This is a genomic window from Bacillus sp. ISL-18 (assembly GCF_018613415.1).
GTDB lineage: Bacteria > Bacillota > Bacilli > Bacillales > Cytobacillaceae > Neobacillus.
The window spans coordinates 210,489-227,403 of the sequence record NZ_JAGGQG010000006.1; the positions used below are offsets into that span (position 1 = coordinate 210,489).

Annotated in this window: 18 protein-coding genes; 16 read left to right on the forward strand and 2 right to left on the reverse strand. The window is 38.3% G+C overall.

The window, feature by feature from the left end; genetic code table 11:
- Positions 1 to 149: 149 nt before the first annotated feature.
- The 10 genes from nagZ to fsa all read left to right on the forward strand — a co-directional run bounded on the left by nagZ (position 150) and on the right by fsa (position 10,542).
- Positions 150 to 1,898, forward strand: coding sequence for a beta-N-acetylhexosaminidase (nagZ, locus tag J7E81_RS10215; RefSeq protein ID WP_215042082.1), 1,749 nt, complete (start codon positions 150 to 152; stop codon positions 1,896 to 1,898).
- Between the two features lie 257 nt (positions 1,899 to 2,155).
- Positions 2,156 to 2,551, forward strand: a complete 396-nt coding sequence (locus tag J7E81_RS10220) for a VOC family protein (RefSeq protein WP_215042083.1) — start codon at positions 2,156 to 2,158, stop codon at positions 2,549 to 2,551.
- 324 nt (positions 2,552 to 2,875) lie between these two features.
- Positions 2,876 to 3,679, forward strand: a complete 804-nt coding sequence (locus J7E81_RS10225; protein WP_215042084.1) for a hypothetical protein — start codon at positions 2,876 to 2,878, stop codon at positions 3,677 to 3,679.
- Complete coding sequence (locus J7E81_RS10230) at positions 3,669 to 4,226, forward strand: class I SAM-dependent methyltransferase (RefSeq protein WP_215042085.1); 558 nt, start codon at positions 3,669 to 3,671, stop codon at positions 4,224 to 4,226. The genes J7E81_RS10225 and J7E81_RS10230 overlap by 11 nt, the downstream gene beginning before the upstream one ends.
- Positions 4,227 to 4,463: 237 nt before the next feature.
- Complete coding sequence (locus J7E81_RS10235; protein ID WP_215042086.1) at positions 4,464 to 4,598, forward strand: BA3454 family stress response protein; 135 nt, start codon at positions 4,464 to 4,466, stop codon at positions 4,596 to 4,598.
- A 48-nt stretch (positions 4,599 to 4,646) separates the two neighbouring features.
- Positions 4,647 to 5,318 (forward strand): ribose-5-phosphate isomerase RpiA, encoded by a 672-nt coding sequence (gene rpiA, locus J7E81_RS10240; protein ID WP_215042087.1) that lies wholly within the window; start codon positions 4,647 to 4,649, stop codon positions 5,316 to 5,318.
- 77 nt (positions 5,319 to 5,395) lie between these two features.
- Positions 5,396 to 6,913, forward strand: coding sequence for a glucose-6-phosphate dehydrogenase (zwf, locus tag J7E81_RS10245; protein WP_215042088.1), 1,518 nt, complete (start codon positions 5,396 to 5,398; stop codon positions 6,911 to 6,913).
- 22 nt (positions 6,914 to 6,935) lie between these two features.
- Entirely contained in the window at positions 6,936 to 8,930 is a 1,995-nt protein-coding gene (gene tkt, locus J7E81_RS10250; RefSeq protein WP_215042089.1) for a transketolase, read from the forward strand.
- A gap of 18 nt (positions 8,931 to 8,948) precedes the next feature.
- Positions 8,949 to 9,848, forward strand: coding sequence for a phosphogluconate dehydrogenase (NAD(+)-dependent, decarboxylating) (gene gnd / locus J7E81_RS10255; protein WP_215042090.1), 900 nt, complete (start codon positions 8,949 to 8,951; stop codon positions 9,846 to 9,848).
- Positions 9,849 to 9,879: 31 nt separating this feature from the next.
- Positions 9,880 to 10,542 carry a fructose-6-phosphate aldolase gene (gene fsa, locus J7E81_RS10260; protein ID WP_215042091.1) on the forward strand — a complete coding sequence of 221 codons (663 nt, stop codon included), beginning with the start codon at positions 9,880 to 9,882 and terminating at the stop codon, positions 10,540 to 10,542.
- 153 nt (positions 10,543 to 10,695) lie between these two features.
- Here fsa and J7E81_RS10265 read toward each other — a convergent pair whose 3' ends face one another.
- On the reverse strand, positions 10,696 to 11,016 hold the full coding sequence (locus tag J7E81_RS10265) for a winged helix-turn-helix transcriptional regulator (RefSeq protein WP_215042283.1): 321 nt from the start codon (positions 11,014 to 11,016) through the stop codon (positions 10,696 to 10,698).
- Between the two features lie 281 nt (positions 11,017 to 11,297).
- On the reverse strand, positions 11,298 to 11,792 hold the full coding sequence (locus tag J7E81_RS10270; protein WP_215042092.1) for a hypothetical protein: 495 nt from the start codon (positions 11,790 to 11,792) through the stop codon (positions 11,298 to 11,300).
- A gap of 163 nt (positions 11,793 to 11,955) precedes the next feature.
- On the opposite strand from J7E81_RS10270, the gene J7E81_RS10275 reads away from it, so the two are divergent.
- From J7E81_RS10275 to purU, 6 genes are all read left to right on the forward strand, one after another.
- Complete coding sequence (locus tag J7E81_RS10275; RefSeq protein WP_215042093.1) at positions 11,956 to 13,029, forward strand: NAD(P)H-dependent flavin oxidoreductase; 1,074 nt, start codon at positions 11,956 to 11,958, stop codon at positions 13,027 to 13,029.
- A 203-nt stretch (positions 13,030 to 13,232) separates the two neighbouring features.
- Positions 13,233 to 13,874 (forward strand): VC0807 family protein, encoded by a 642-nt coding sequence (locus J7E81_RS10280; RefSeq protein ID WP_215042094.1) that lies wholly within the window; start codon positions 13,233 to 13,235, stop codon positions 13,872 to 13,874.
- Positions 13,875 to 13,910: 36 nt separating this feature from the next.
- Entirely contained in the window at positions 13,911 to 14,513 is a 603-nt protein-coding gene (locus J7E81_RS10285; protein WP_215042095.1) for a TetR/AcrR family transcriptional regulator, read from the forward strand.
- A gap of 72 nt (positions 14,514 to 14,585) precedes the next feature.
- Positions 14,586 to 15,098, forward strand: a complete 513-nt coding sequence (locus J7E81_RS10290; RefSeq protein WP_215042096.1) for a GNAT family N-acetyltransferase — start codon at positions 14,586 to 14,588, stop codon at positions 15,096 to 15,098.
- A gap of 1 nt (position 15,099) precedes the next feature.
- The gene (locus J7E81_RS10295) at positions 15,100 to 15,753 is read left to right on the forward strand and encodes a DUF2306 domain-containing protein (protein ID WP_215042097.1); all 654 of its coding nucleotides are present in this window, start codon (positions 15,100 to 15,102) and stop codon (positions 15,751 to 15,753) included.
- A 119-nt stretch (positions 15,754 to 15,872) separates the two neighbouring features.
- A complete protein-coding gene (gene purU, locus J7E81_RS10300) occupies positions 15,873 to 16,772 on the forward strand; it encodes a formyltetrahydrofolate deformylase (RefSeq protein WP_215042098.1) in 900 nt (299 codons plus the stop codon).
- Positions 16,773 to 16,915 lie beyond the last annotated feature (143 nt).

The following is a 16,915-nucleotide window of genomic DNA, read 5'->3' on the forward strand; positions in this document are numbered from 1 at the left end:
TTTTATAGGGATTTAATTCCACCATCGGAACAATAAGCTGAATTATTGTCCGGTAATACTGATTGCGTATAGATAGTGTATAAGATACTATGAATATACCAGACTGATACAGCACATGTCTTTTTAAAGCTGTAGAAAGGAAGTATATTATGCGTAAACGCAGTAACTCTATTTTGAAACCGCTTATTTTTTTGGCGCTCTCACTTGTTCTTATTTTAGTTGTTGGCATTTATTATTTTGGTGGGGATAAAGGCGAGAAGGCTCCAGACAAGACAGTTCCCATTCAATCGCCTCCAGCTAGTAGTAAACCATCAAATTCAAATGAAGATAAACTTTCGAGTCTAAAAACATTGGTACATAACACCTTTTCACTGTCTAAGGAGGGGAAGGTAGGGAACTCTCCGTTCATTTCCGGCAAGACTCAGAAAATAGAAGTAACGAATCAATGGGGAAAACCGAACCAATCCACAAAAACTTCAAGTGGAATTTACGATGAATATGCAACGCACCATGTCGTTTTTGGATATAGCGGGGAAGTAGTAAATGATATTAGGTCCTATGATCGGGACATACAAAGCATTCCATTAAATGAAATTAAGAAAGCTGGCGGAGAACCTGATCAGGTTCGGTATTATCAAGATCGACTCAATAACCAAATCATTCTACTATATCATGTTAATTCTACAACTGACTTAAAGTGGATATTGCCGAAGCCAACCGAAAAGGAGCCGAATCCCAAAGTGGATCATATTTCTGTCTATACCCAAGTTCAAAATCAAGCAGATCAACAAAAGAGCATAGAGGAAATCGTTTCGGAAATGAGTTTAGATGAGAAAATAGGGCAGATGATGATCGCTGGTTTTTCGGGTACAAAAATGGATCCACAAACAATAAGTTTAATCACGAAATATAAAGTTGGCGGGATGATTTTTTACCAGGACAATTTAGTCAATCCGGAGCAAACCGTTCAGCTGCTAAATGAAATAAAGACTGAAAATGTTCACAACCGTCTGCCGTTATTTTTAAGTGTTGACCAAGAAGGCGGACGCGTTATCAGGCTGCCCGGGGGACTTATCAATTTACCTGCCAATAAAGAGATTGGAGCAACCAATAATTCTCAGTTTTCTTACAAAGTGGGAACCATTTTAGGCAAAGAGTTAAATGGGTTTGGGTTCAATCTCGACTTCGCCCCGGTCCTTGATGTCAACAGCAATCCGAACAACCCAATTATAGGGGACCGGTCATTTGGAAACAATCCGGACGTTGTCAGTAAGCTTGGGATCCAAACCATGAAAGGCATTCAATCGCAAAATATAATCGCTACAATTAAGCATTTCCCTGGACACGGTGATACATCGGTTGATTCCCATCTCGAACTGCCAATCGTCTATAAAAATCTGACAGAACTAAAAAAACTCGAATTAATCCCGTTTGAACATGCCATTGATAATGGGGCCGATGTGGTCATGGTAGCACATATTTTACTGCCTAAATTGGATGCTCATTATCCAGCTTCTATGTCCAAGGTAATCATCACCGATATTCTTAGAAAACAACTTAATTTTAACGGTGTTGTGATAACAGATGACATGACAATGAAGGCGATCGCTGACCATTTTAACATGGGCGCGGCGGCAGTGGATTCCATCAATGCCGGCAGTGACATTATCTTAGTGGCCCATGATTATAACAAAATAGTCGAAACGATTACATCTATAAAAAACGCTGTTCACAATGGGGTAATTTCTGAACAAAGAATTAATGATAGTGTCAGAAGAATTATCATGTTAAAAAGGAAATATGGAATTAACAATACGAACAAGGGAAATGTGGATATAGGAGAGCTGAACATTTCGATAAAAAATCTTCTTGATGAGTATAAAATAGAACGGAAATAAGAAAAGGGAGATTTTAACTTAAGAAGAGATTGGTTTATTTAAATTAGGATAATAATGGAATGGCAGACTGTTCGTATCCAAAAAGGATATCAATTTATAGGATTGATAGGGTAGGAAAAGATCAAAAATTTTTATCTTATTTGTAATAATTGGAGGTATTGCCATACCTTGATGTATACTAGCGTAGATATAGACAATAGCTTAGCTGGCAAAAATCAAACGATTGACTAAAGTAAAGTTAATCTTAGGAGGAAATAATGGGAAGATTAGTTCATTTTGAAATTCATGTAAGTAATATGGATCGTGCTAAGAAGTTTTATGGAGAGGTATTCGGATGGTCATTTCAAGATTGGAGTGAATATGCAGGGATGCCTTATTTTGGAGCAGTAACTGGAAATGAAGATGAACCTGGAATTAATGGTGCTTTAATGCAGCGCCAAAGTGCTCCTCCAGAAACAAATCAGGGATTAAATGCATTTGCATGTACAATGGGTGTGGAAGATTACGATTCTACGGAAACGAATATTTTAAACAATGGAGGGAAGGTTGCAATGGCGAAGTACGCCCTTCCTGGTATGGCGTGGCAAGGCTATTATATTGATCCGGAAGGAAATCTATTAGGGATTCATCAGCCTGATGCAAACGCTAAATAGTAACTTTGATTTAAATTTAGTGTAAAAATGATGGCTTGCATGTTAAAGTGCAAGCCATTTTTTTGGGAAAAATTAATTCCTTTTATTGGTATGTAAACCAGCTTATTAACTCCATGTTAGTTACCATAATTTAATTATGTAAACTGATTCCTTATTCAACCTCGAATTACTTTACAGGTCATGGGTATCTACTCTTAGTCTATTTGAGCCATTCACTTTAATCATTAACTCCGATAAGATAAATAGTGTGAAAATGATTAGAATCAACTATAAATTTAAACCCGATTGAGTAACTTTTAAACTCGTGAGAGAAAGGAGAGCAATGTGAACACTGACCAAGCTTTTGACTTTTTAAAAGCAGCCGGAGTTTCAGACGAAGAGTGTGTCGATACGGTAAGAAGATGGCTGCGAGAGCGGAAAATTAAATACCAGGCAAAGGGTGCATTTCATCAAACGGACTATATTCTTGATGATACCAATCAGGCTATCAACTTGTTAAATGATGCCGGTGTAGCGGCTAGCATGGGAATTCAAGTCGTTCAACGCTGGCTGTATGAGGGGAAGATTCAAAAAGTAGGAGACGGGAATCAGCTGACTGAATACATAGCAAGCGTCAAAAATCCAAAGCCTTTACTAAACCCTCCTACAGATCAGGATAAACTGATTCGAGAATTAAAGGCCAAAGTTAAAGTACAGGATGATCATTTAAAAGAGTTAGAGGAACTCCATAAAACGTCTGTCAAGACTTTCATCCAGCAAAGGAACAAATTACAAAAAGAGATCCTCAACTTAGAGCTTGAAAAAAATGAATTACAAAAGGAAACTAGAAAAGTACTAAAAGAAAATATTGAATTACGTAGTGAATTGTTATACTTAAAAGATAAACTTTCGAAACAAGGAAAAAGAGTTCCTGAAAAGGCACAGGTGTTTACACCTAATCAATCACTTGATTATCGCCAAAAGTTAGGGTTGTCAAAAACGGCAAGTGAAAAGGAAATTTTAACAAGATATAAAAAATTATTAAAAATGACCCACCCTGATCATGGGGGAAATGCAGTAGTTTTTCATTATGTCAAAACAGACTATGATCATTATAAAAATAATAAAGGTGTAAGCAATGAACAGTAAATTAAAATGGAACACAAAACATAAGGAACGGATTAATCAACTCGAGGAACCTGCACCCAATTCAAGATTAATAACGCTAGGAGATTATTTAAGTGGGGGAAACGTGCTTGATCTTGCCTGCGGGCTTGGAGGAAATAGTTTGTTTTTTGCCCAAAGGGGCTATCAAGTACAAGCCATCGATATTTCGGATGTTGCTATCAATTATATACAGGAACTAGCAGCAAAAAAGAACCTCTCAATTGATGCCAAGTTGGCCGATCTCACGGCACTCGACCATTTCAGCTGGGACAATGAATCCTTTGATATGATTGTTATCACCAATTATTTAGATCGGATGCTTTTTCCTACTATAAAAAGAATCCTTAAAGAGAATGGTTACTTTTTTATGGAGACTTATTATCAGTCACCAAAAGCAGGCAATAATGAAATCTCTACATATTATAAACTGAGGCCTAAAGAGTTATTAAAAGAGTTTGGTGATTGGCAGATCCTTTATTATGAAGAAAACGAACACGTTGGACGACAAACTATTTTTTGCAGGAAATAAGTAATTGAAACCGAGTGGGAAAAGGCGCTATCCAAAGTAAAAGGATAGTGCCTTTTTTTACGAACAATAGGGTGTTGTAAAAAGTTTGATTTATTTTTATTATCGAATATCTTTAATTCGAGTTATATTTCTTGACCTCAAAAATGTCTGGGAGTATGATGGTTACGTTAATTAGTGTAGGTTACTAATTGTTACCAATGATATAAAATAATACTGGACATAAAAGGAGTGATCGAGATGGTGGAAGTTACTTTGATGATTCATTACAGAGGTAAAAATTATTTAACGAATGTAATGGTGGAGAAGGGCACACCAGAAAAACAAATACTGCAGATCGCTAGGAAACAAATTAAGAAACAATGGGTAAAGTAAAAAGGTATATGGTATCCCAGATCCTTTCCGAAGGGAGCAAAAACTTGTTTGAATGAGAAACAAAAAGTCGGAGAAAAAGCTGCTGAATATGTTAGAGATGGAATGGTTATTGGACTAGGGACAGGTTCTACTGTTTTTTATACTCTCGCAAAACTGGGTCAATTAGTACAACAAGGACTCTCGATAAAAGGAATCCCAACTTCTTTACAAACAGAGCAATTGGCCAGGGAATTAGGAATACCACTGGTAACTTTTAATGAAATAGACCAAATTGATCTGGCCATTGATGGTGCTGATGAAGTTAACCCAGATTTACACCTTATTAAAGGAGGCGGGGGTGCCCTATTAAGAGAAAAAATCATTGCAAAAGCGGCTGATACGTTTATTGTCGTCGCAGACTCACACAAAATGGTCGATACATTAGGGTCCTTTCCACTCCCAGTAGAGGTGATTCCATTTGGGATGGAAATGACACGAAAATATTTAGAAGAGCTTGGCGGATCACCTAAACTACGGCAAAAAAATGGATCAGCTTATCAAACAGATAATGGTCATTATATTTTTGACTGTAGGTTCCAAACGATTACCCATCCGCGGGATTTAGAAATAGATCTGAATCTCATTCCTGGTGTTGTCGAAAATGGATTATTTGTTGGAATGGCTGACATCGTCATTACCTTGGATTTACATAAGGAAATTGACATTAATTCGCGAAAATAAATCGGGTATGGATGTGGGAAAATAATTAAGTAATACGATTAATAGATATAATTTTTCAATTATGAGGAGAAACAAACATGGAATCAATGACGTTTGTATTATTTGGAGCAACAGGGGATTTAGCAAAAAGAAAAATATACCCCGCTCTCTATAATTTATATATAGATGGTAAGCTGCCACGTCCCATTTCAATTATTGGACTTGGCAGAGGGAATGTAACTCAGTTTGATTTTCAAGAAAAGGTAAAGGAATCAGTGATCGAGTTTTCACGCCGCTTAGACCATGATGCCAGTCAATTGGGAGAATTTCTTGAGGCGTTTCGATTCAGTACGTTGGATGTAGGTAAATCAGCGGATTATCAAAAATTACTTAAGCTGGTTAAGGAACGAGAAGAAGAACTGCAATTAGCAGAAAATCGCATGTTTTATCTATCGGTAGCACCAGAGTTTTTTGATACCATTGCCCTAAATATTAATAGCAGCGGCCTAGGCGCAACGAAGGGCTGGAAACGATTAATCATCGAAAAACCATTTGGACATGACCTTCAATCGGCACGGGAACTTAATGAAAAATTGAGCAGTGCCTTTGATGAAGAAGAGATTTATCGAATCGATCATTATCTAGGAAAACCAATGGTTCAAAACCTCGAAGCGCTTGAGTTTGCAAACCCAGTTCTCCAATCTGTTTGGAATAAAGATCATATTGCGAATGTACAAATTACTGCGGGTGAGATGGTTGGTGTCGAACAAAGAGCAGGTTATTACGATCAAGCAGGAGCCATTCGTGACATGGTACAAAATCATATGCTGCAAATGCTAATGATGACCGCTATGAACTTGCCTTACAAGATTAACGCTGCCGAAATTCGAAATGAAAAACGAAAGGTAATGGAAGCTGTTCGTCCGGTAAGGAAAGAAGAGGCTCAATATGAAATTGTTCGAGGACAATACGCTGCTGGAGTGATGGATGGTAAATCTGTTGCGGGTTATCGTGAGGAACCAGGAGTAAATCCTTCTTCACAGACCGATACATTTGTTGCCGCACGTTTATGGATTGATAATCCATATTGGAGTGGAGTGCCGTTCTATATACGGACAGGAAAGCGAATGAAGGAAAAATCTACTCGTATTGTGATTGAATTTAAAAATACGTTAAAACTTCTCTATAGCCAAAATGATCAAAAAGTAGAGCCTAATTTATTAATTATTGAAATCAGCCCAAATGAAAATGTTACCTTGCAGTTGAACAGTAAAAACCATTTGAATAACGGGAAAATGGAACCAGTAAGAATTAATTTTTCTTGTGAGGATTCAGAACGTAATGGATCAGGTGTGCCGGAGGCGTATGAAAGATTGATCTATGATGCCTTTATTGGTGATTCTACCTTTTTTGCTCATTGGAAAGAGGTTGAATTATCTTGGGAATGGGTACAGCCAATCTTGAATGCATTTGCGGAAAATCAATTGCCCCTTCATGAATATCCGTCCGGTTCGTATGGCCCTGATGCCGCTGACTCCTTGTTAGCTGAAGATGGCTTTAAATGGTGGCTGGATGAAATGATTCAAGAAGACAAAGAGGTCGTACTTCAGAAATAAAATAGTCTAGGAGGAAATTGACGTGGCACAAAACATTGAGAACTTAGCTGTAACAACGATTCGAACTTTATCGATCGACGCGGTCAACGCGGCAAACTCTGGTCATCCCGGTCTCCCGATGGGGGCAGCACCGATGGCTTATGCATTATGGGCAAACCATTTGAATCACAATCCGGAAAATCCTAACTGGTTTAACCGTGATCGCTTCGTTTTATCTGCAGGACATGGTTCAAGCTTATTATACAGCTTGCTTCATGTATTCGGCTATCAAGTCTCGATGGATGATCTGAAAGGCTTCCGAAAATTAAATAGCAAAACCCCCGGGCATCCCGAATTCGGCCATACCCCTGGAGTAGAGGCGACAACTGGTCCATTAGGACAAGGAATTGCTAACTCAGTTGGGATGGCGATGGCAGAAGCACATTTAGCTGCTAAGTTTAATAAAGAAGGATTTCCTGTGATTGACCATTATACCTATGCTTTAGTTGGTGATGGCGATCTTATGGAAGGTGTTTCCTACGAAGCGATGTCAATGGCAGGTCATATGAAACTAGGGAAGCTGGTTGTATTATATGATTCGAACGATATCTCCCTTGATGGTGAATTAAATGTTTCCTTCTCTGAAGATATCAAGAAAAGAGCAGAATCTGCCCACTGGCACTATCTAAGAGTGGAAGATGGCAACGATATTGAGGCCATTACAAAAGCAATCCAATCGGCCAAAGAAAATACGGAACAGCCAAGTTTGATTGAAATCAGAACGATCATTGGTTACGGAAGTCCGAAGGTAGCAGGTACCAATAAGGCCCATGGTGCACCGCTTGGAGTTGATGAAGGGAAAGTAACCAAACAAGCCTATAACTGGCTTTATGAAGAAGATTTCTATGTTCCAGATGAAGTAAGAGTTCATTTTGAACAGTTAAAGCGTAAAGGAATCGAAACAGAACAAGGCTGGAACCAATTATTTGAATCTTATCAAAAAGAAAATCCAGAATTGGCAGAACAGTTAGCGAATGCGATTTCCGGAAAAGTTCTCATCGAGGCCAACGATATCTTAACGTTCGATAGCAGCAAAGCGGTATCAACTCGTGTTGCCAGCGGGGATGCCATTAACCATTTTGTGAAATCAGTGCCAGCCATTTTTGGAGGCAGCGCAGACCTTTCTCACTCCACTATGACTGAGATAAAAGGGGAGCAAATATTTGCTGTCGAATCGTACGCGGCCCGCAATGTTTATTTTGGTGTTCGTGAGCATGCGATGGGTGCAGCGGCGAACGGGATGGCTTATCACGGCGGGTTAAAGCCGTTCGTTAGCACATTCTTTGTTTTCAATGATTATTTACGTCCTTCTATCCGCTTGGCTGCTTTATCCAAGCTTCCCGTTACGTATGTGTTTACTCATGATTCCATCGCAGTTGGTGAAGATGGTCCAACACACGAGCCAGTAGAACAGTTGGCTGCTCTTCGTGCTATCCCAGGTCTAACGGTTATCAGACCAACAGACGCTAATGAAACAGCTAGTGCTTGGGCATTTGCACTTCAACAAACAGAAGGACCAGTCGCTTTAATCCTAAGCCGCCAAAACTTACCGGTATTTAGTGAAACGAAAGCGAATTTAGATAAGGTTTCTAAGGGTGCCTATGTATTAACAGAAACCAATTCGAACCCAAATGTAATCTTAATGGCAACAGGTTCTGAAGTCTCATTGGCTGTCAATGCAAAAAAAGAACTGGAAAAGGAAGATCTTTCTGTCCGGGTTGTCGCAATGCCAAGCTGGGAATTGTTTAATAAGCAATCGTCTGAATATAAGGAGACAGTGCTTCCTTCTTCTGTCACCAAACGGGTGGCGATCGAAATGGGTATCCGATTAGGATGGGAACGCTATGTTGGTTTTGCAGGTGAAGTGCTATCGATTGAGTCATTCGGTGCTTCCGGAGAGGGTACATCTGTAATGAAACATTTTGGATTTACGACCGAAAATGTCGTTCACATCGCAAAAAATGTTTTAAATAAGTAAAAAATGGGGTAATTGATCATGAAATTAGGATTAGTCGGTTTAGGAAAAATGGGTTTTAACTTAGGACAAAATTTATTGGAACACAATCATGAAGTGGTTGCATTCGATGTCAATTCGAGTGCTGTCGAAGAAATGAAAAAATTCGGTGCATCAGGCGTTTCAAGCTTAAAAGAACTAGTTCAATCCCTTGAGCAGCCGAGAATTGTTTGGATTATGGTTCCACATAGCGTTGTGGATTCCGTGATTGGAGAAATTCATCCGTTTTTAAACGAAGGGGATATCGTCATTGAAGCGGGTAATTCTCATTATAAAGAATCCATCCAACGTTATAACGAATTGAAAGAACTCGGGATTCATTTTATGGATGCTGGTACATCTGGCGGTATGGAAGGTGCACGCCAGGGTGCATGCTATATGGTTGGCGGTGACCCTGAGGCTTGGGAAATAGTTGAACCTATTTTTAAAGATACGTCTGTGGAAAATGGTTATTTATATGCAGGCAAAGCCGGCAGCGGCCACTTCTTAAAGATGGTCCATAATGGTATTGAGTATGCCATGATGGCGGCGATTGGTGAAGGTTTTGAAGTCCTAGAGAAAAGTGATTTCAATTATGACTATGAAAAAGTAGCTAGAGTATGGAATAACGGTTCTGTGATCCGTTCTTGGCTAATGGAATTAACTGAAAATGCCTTTTCAAAATATCCGAATTTGGAAGAAATTAAAGGGATTATGCATTCATCAGGTGAAGGAAAATGGACAGTTGAAACAGCCCTTGACCTGCAAACCGCTACACCGGTTATCGCCTTGTCGTTGATGATGCGTTATCGTTCTTTAGAGAATGACACCTTTACAGGAAAAGTGGTTGCCGCATTAAGGAATGAATTTGGTGGACATGCAGTCGAAAAAGCGAGACAATAGAATTGATTAAAAAATAGGAGGAAGAAACATCATGAAATTTTTTATTGATACTGCTAATTTAGACGAAATTAAAAAGGCTTATAAAATCGGGGTTTTATCCGGTGTTACTACCAACCCATCCTTAGTTGCAAAAGAAGGAGTAAAATTTGAAGACCGTATTGCAGAAATTTTAAATGCGGTTCCTGAAGTTGAGTCTGTTTCTGCAGAAGTAACTCCTAATGCTTTAACAGCGGATCAAATGATCGCCGAAGCCAACGAGTTAATCAAAATTAATAACGGGGATAAAAATATCACCATTAAACTTCCGATGACTTTAGATGGGTTAGAGGCATGCCGTTACCTAACAAAGAAAGGTGTAAAAACTAACGTTACCCTTATTTTTACAGTTAACCAAGCTTTATTAGCAGCTCGTGCTGGAGCAACTTATGTTTCTCCATTCTTGGGCCGCTTAGACGATATTAGTGAAGATGGTGTACAACTTGTTGCCAAGATTGCTGAGTTATTCCGCGTACAAAAATTAGATTCACAAATCATTGCGGCATCTGTTCGTCATCCAGACCATGTCACTCGTGTAGCGCTTGCTGGTGCACATATTGCTACGATTCCTTTTAAAGTAATTGAGCAATTATCTAAACACCCATTAACGGATCAAGGAATTGAAAAGTTTGCTGCCGATTGGAAAAGTGCCCTTTAATAGGTACAATCAGCCGACGTGATTTCATTGTTTTAAACGCATATCTAAATAAACACGAAACGACCATCCTTAGGTCATAATAAGGATGGTCATTTGTTCTAAAAAATTAAATGATTGGGGGCTATTTTTTTAACTCTTAAAAATCAAGTTGTGTTATTTATCCTTCATCCAGCTATTTGCCCACTGACTAATGGGTCCTAGTATTTTTCCTAGTTCGGTTCCTTTTTTTGTTAATAAGTATTCCGTCCTTACCGGTCGGTCAGGCAAAACATGGCGCAGGACGATTCCATGCTCTTCTAACTCTTTCATTCTCTCGGTCAGAACACGTTTACTTAAGTCTGGAATTAGGGCATTTATTTCGCTAAAACGCTTAGGTCCGCTAAGCAATACAAATATAATTAATCCTGTCCATCTTTTTCCTATTAGCCCAAAAGATCTTTCAACCTCTGGACAAAGTTTTGCCTCCTCTTCCATCAAATCACATACTTTCTTTTTATAATTTGGATATTATTTGTCTCTGATATACTTATTGTAACCATATATTAATTTCTTAAAAAGCTAAATTAGTAAATTTTAGAAAGAAAAAGCCTCTAATTTATGAATTTGTAATCATTTCGTCAAAATTGTAAGAAAACGTAGAGAAAAAGAAAGAGGAAATATCTGAAGTAATTCGAACATGAATAGAAAAATAGGGAAAAGCAGTTCTCTCACTTAAAGCTTTTCCCCATAGCATTTCTAAAAGTAGTAATAGGAACTCAAGCTGTAATTCTTTTTTGTCTAGGAAATGTAATATCTTCAGATTGAATCGTTAATAATCGCTCTAATAGTTCCAGCGTTCCTTTTGTCTCCTTTATTTCGATTGTAGAAATCACGTTTGCCTGTTTCAAATGATTGATCCTGGTCGTTACTAATTGATTAAATTGTGTTGATTTTGTTAATATATATTCAATTAATTCGATAGCAGCTAGTCTTTCCCTTTCGTTCTTTAAAGCGAAAATATTTTGTTTGTCAGTCTCAAAGATAAAGATAGATTGTTGATCCTCTGACATTCTAATACCAAATACCTCATTTTTAGTTCCATAATATTCATTATTTCTTATCCGCAGCATATCGATGCTAATCATCACTTCATAGAAGGGGAAATTTTTATCAGGATAACGAAAATTGGTAAGTTCAATGTTTGAACTTTGATCGATAAATATTTCTTTTTCTAATTCGGTTTGAATAACTTTAGAATCTATTAAGTTCACAATAATTACCTCTTTTCTAATATTTTTTATAACAAAAAGGAACAAGGGAACAAAAAGTAACCTTTCAATGCTAGTATTATATAGCTGCAGGACAAATAAATCAAATAGACTGTTTTCAAGAGATTTATTATAACAATTTAGATAAAGGGGAAGGAAGAAGGAAATGCGTCTTAACACGAAACTATGCGAAATACTTGGAACTGATTATCCTATTATTCAAGCAGGCATGGCTGGAGGTCCTACGACAGTTGAGCTTGTTGCTAGTGTCTCAAACGCTGGCGGATTAGGGACCTTGGGTGCAGCCTATATGAAACCAGAAGAAATAAGAGCTGCTATCCGGAGGATTAGGGTGCTAACCTCTAAGCCGTTTGCTGTTAACTTGTTTTGTACAGACTGGCAAGACCAATATGCTGGAGTAGAAGAGTCTCAAAAAGTACTAAATGCCATTCGTGTAAAATTAGGTTTAAAGGAATTGGAAAAAAGGGTCATAACGAATAATTTCTTTGAAGACCAATTTGATGTTCTAGTGACAGAAAAAGTACCCGTCATTTCTACGGCTTTCGGGGTCCTTCCTCGTGAGAAAATGGCTGCAGTCAAGGATATCGGAATGCTGGTAACGACCATGGTAACGACTGTTCGGGAGGCGCTCTTGTCAGAAAAAGAGGGAGCTGATATTCTAATTGCCCAAGGTAGTGATGCGGGTGGCCATCGGGGAACATTTGAGATTGAACAAAACACGAATGGTGCCGCCATCGGAACCTTCTCGCTTGTTCCACAGGTAGTGGATGCCGTAACTTTGCCAGTGGTGGCTGCAGGGGGAATTATGGATAGCCGCGGCCTAGTTGCTGCATTAGCGTTAGGGGCACAAGGGATTCAAATGGGAACGGCCTTCTTAACGACGCTCGAGTCGGGAGCACATCCGGTTTATAAACAGGCGCTGATCAATAGTACGGAAGAAAGCACGGTGATTACGAAAGTTTTTTCAGGCCGTCCGGCAAGAGGAATTAAGAATGCTTTTATTCAGGATTATCAGAATGCGAATATTGCCCCAGCTGACTTTCCAACTCAAAATACACTGACGAATGACATTCGAAGGGAAGCCGCTTTCCAAAATAATTCGCAATATATGTCCTTATGGGCAGGGCAGGGGACAAGATTAATACAAAATGAGATTTCAGCCGAGCAGCTGATCAGAGATTTGGTTGCTGGTGCGGAACGAATGCTCGTAGTAAAGTAAACCTTGTAAAATTATTTTTTACTACTACATCAAACAGACGATTAGAAGGTGACTTTTATCTTAAGTCACCTTTTTACGGAAGCACGTTTTATCCTTAAACAAGAAATCTTTAAAAATTAAGTTAAAAATCCATTGACAAACCGACCGGCGGTTTGTAATATTTAAATTGTAAAATATGGAAGTTTAAAAGGGGAGTTTGGATCATGAATATTTCGTCCAAAAGGAAATTAATCCAATTGATAGCGGTTAGCCTGATCATCAATGGAGCCATACCAGTCATTGTTTATCAAATGCTTTCAGACCACTATTCAAGCTTTGTCTCTTTACTGATTGCGACATTGATTCCACTGGGGGATAATCTATATCATATCGTGAAATATAAAAAAGCGGATGCTTTTGGCCTATTTATGCTAACCGGCTTTATTTTAAGTTTACTTGCCTTTATATTAGGCGGAAACGAGCGACTTATTTTATTAAGAGAATCATTGGTCACTGGTTTATTAGGACTCATTTTTATTGCATCCTTGTTCTTTTCCAAACCATTAATTTATCACTTTGCCCTTAAATTTACTTCAGAAGAAGCTTCTCATCAAAAAGGGAAATTTGAGAAGAACTGGGAAGTCCCCTATTTTCGCACAGTACTGCGAATCATGACGGCCATTTGGGGAATTGCTTTATTAGGCGAGGCCATTGTTAAGACAATTCTTGTCTATGAACTTTCAATTCCCGCCTTTTTAGCCATCTCACAACTTATTTTTTATAGTGTCATTGGTACAGCTATTTTATTTACAGTTGTATATCGCCGTTATGCAAAAGTGCGGTTAGATAAGTTGACACAGATCTAGCCAAAATACTCCTAGAATAGTAAAGAAGGTAGTTATATGTCGAATTCAACGTTTTACAACAATCAAAGCTTCCAACACATCCTGGCGATTACCGAAGAAATCATTCTTGAAAAGGGCTGCCGAAGTACGACCTTAAAGGATATTATTGAAAGATCAGGATTATCTAAAGGGGCCATTTATCACTATGTCGAGAGTAAGGATGAATTATTTGGTCTTATTTTAAAATCCAAGATTGAAGAAATGAATGAAACTTTTCATCAGGGTATTGCTCAATCCATCAAACAACAACTATCCTCAGACTTTGGAAGCTTTAATATAGTCAGTCAGTTTTTTCAATCGCGCAAAAATGCCCATGATACGGGCAACTTAATATTTATTTATTTATTAAGTCAAGATAATGAGAAGGTCAAAAAAATACTTCAGGATATTTTTAACTATACGAAAGAAACGGGAACCAGATGGATCAAAATGGGGCAGGAGAATGGAGTGATACCTGCGAGTATTGATGCAGAAAAAATGTCTACCTTGATGATGACATTTTCTTATGGAATTCGGGTCACACAAATCTTATCTTCGGATGAAGAGGATCTTGTGGACATGAGTGATATCTTTCAAGTAATCAGTAAAAGCCTTACGTAATCCCCTAAGAGGGGAATTTATAACCCATTACAAACCGACGGTCGGTTTGTAAAATCGCTGGAGTGAACTTTCATGGAAATTCAAAAAATTGGGTGCAAGGAGTTAAAGACTGTCCTTCAATTTTACAGGGAGATTTCCTCTGATTTAAATAAAAAGGGAATCAATCAGTGGGACCGATATTACCCCAATCGCTTTATTGTTAAATCGGATTTAAAAGAAGGTAATCTCTATGGCATTTTGCCAGATCATAATAAATTAGTCGGTGCGATTGTAGTGGATACGAACCAAAGCAAAAAATATCGTAAACTTTACTGGGAGGATGGAGAGGGGAGCCCTTTGGTTATCCACCGTTTAGCCGTTCATCCGTTATATCAAGGCAAGGGATATGGAAAGAGGCTTCTTCAATTTGCTGAAGAATTTGCCCGTTTAAATGAATATTCCAGTATCCGTCTTGACGTCTTTAGTGTAAATGATGGGGCAGTGAAAATGTACGAACGGGCAGGATATCAAGAGCGAGGAACGATCCACTTTCCATTCCGTCCTGCACCGTATAAATGTTATGAAAAAATAATGGGAGGAAATTAACATGAAAAATGGAAGGGTTACAATAGGAGCAATGTATGGTGTGATTGGTTTGTTTATGATTTATATTTTTTGGATGTTTCTCCTTAATGGGGTTGAGCATGCTCCAATGGTCAAAGGGAAGATGGAAGACCAAAATTTCTCCGTGTCGACATGGAAATGGTTTTTCTATCCTCATATCTTATTAGGGACCATCTCGCTGGCAATTGGCCCGTTTCAATTAACGAAGTTAAGTCAGAAAAAAAGACATCTTCATAAACTGCTTGGTAAAGTATATGCAGTGGCTATTTTTATCAATATTCTAATGGTTCCTTACCTCACGCTATCTGCAACTGGGGGTAAGGGGTCAACGATTGCCTTTCTAATTCTTGACCTCTTTTGGCTGTGGACGACATCAATGGGTGTGCTAAAAGCTGCCCAACGAAAAATACTGGCCCATAAGGAATGGATTCTCCGTAGTTATGCGATAACCTGGGTTTTTGTTACCTTTCGAGTTGTCATGGTTCCACTCTTGATTTTTCTAGATAAATCGCTGGCTTTTCCACTGGCAGTCTATTTAGGGATTGGGATAAATCTTTTATTTATTGAGTGGCGTAATCGAAAAAACAAACGAGTTAGAAAGGATGGGGACATTAAGTCCATCCATCCCATTGTTTAATCATCTTAAAAGTCGGAACCAGCTAAATTGTTATTTTAGTAAAGAATTTTCAATTAATTATTAACTATTAAGTTTTTTTTAGGTATAATGTATCAAACAATGATAGAGAGGTTTACGACATGAATGCATTTATTAAAAATCAAATTGAATTATTCCAAGAGCAGAATAAGAATCGTGGGAGGCTATTGGTAAGCTGCCCGGACCAACCAGGGATTGTTTCGGCGGTTTCAAAATTTTTATTTTCCCATAACGCCAATATTATCGAATCTAGTCAGTATTCTACCAATCCAGAAGGGGGCACCTTTTTTATCCGAATTGAGTTTGAGTGCCTAGGGCTTAAGGAAAAAGCTCAGGAAATGGAAGAACAATTCGTTGATATTGCGGAGCATTTCTCAATGGAATGGAAATTCACGCATGCTTACAATATTAAAAAGGCAGCCATTTTTGTATCGAAGGAACTTCATTGCTTGCTTGAATTATTATGGGAATGGCAAAGTGGGGATTTAATGGCTGATATTGCCCTCGTCATAAGTAACCATGAAAATGCAAGAGAGGTTGTCGAAGGATTTAATATCCCGTTTCATTATATTCCAGCGAATAAGGATATTCGTCAGCAAGCAGAGGCAGAACAGCTTAAGCTTTTAAAAGAATATGGGATTGATTTCGTTGTCCTCGCTCGCTATATGCAGATCTTAACACCAAATTTTATTAAAGAAAATCACCATAAAATTATTAATATTCACCATTCGTTTTTACCGGCATTTGTGGGTGCCAGACCGTATGAACGGGCATTTGACCGCGGGGTAAAATTAATCGGTGCGACTTCCCATTATGTTACGAATGACCTTGATGAAGGGCCGATTATCGAACAGGATATTAGCCGTGTCGGACATCATGATAATGTGGATAGTCTTAAGAAGATTGGCCGGAGAATTGAACGAAGCGTATTAGCTCGTGCCGTAAAATGGCATGTTGAGGACCGAATTATCGTTCATCAGAATAAGACGATTGTTTTCTAATAATCAAAATTAAAAGCCGTTTGATCCCAGCCATTTATACGATTAATCACTATTTCTCTTTTATAGGAAAAACAACTAAAAGGCTTCAAGTGATGTATCACATTTCGCCTATTAATTTAACAATTTGTTCATAATTTGGTAAT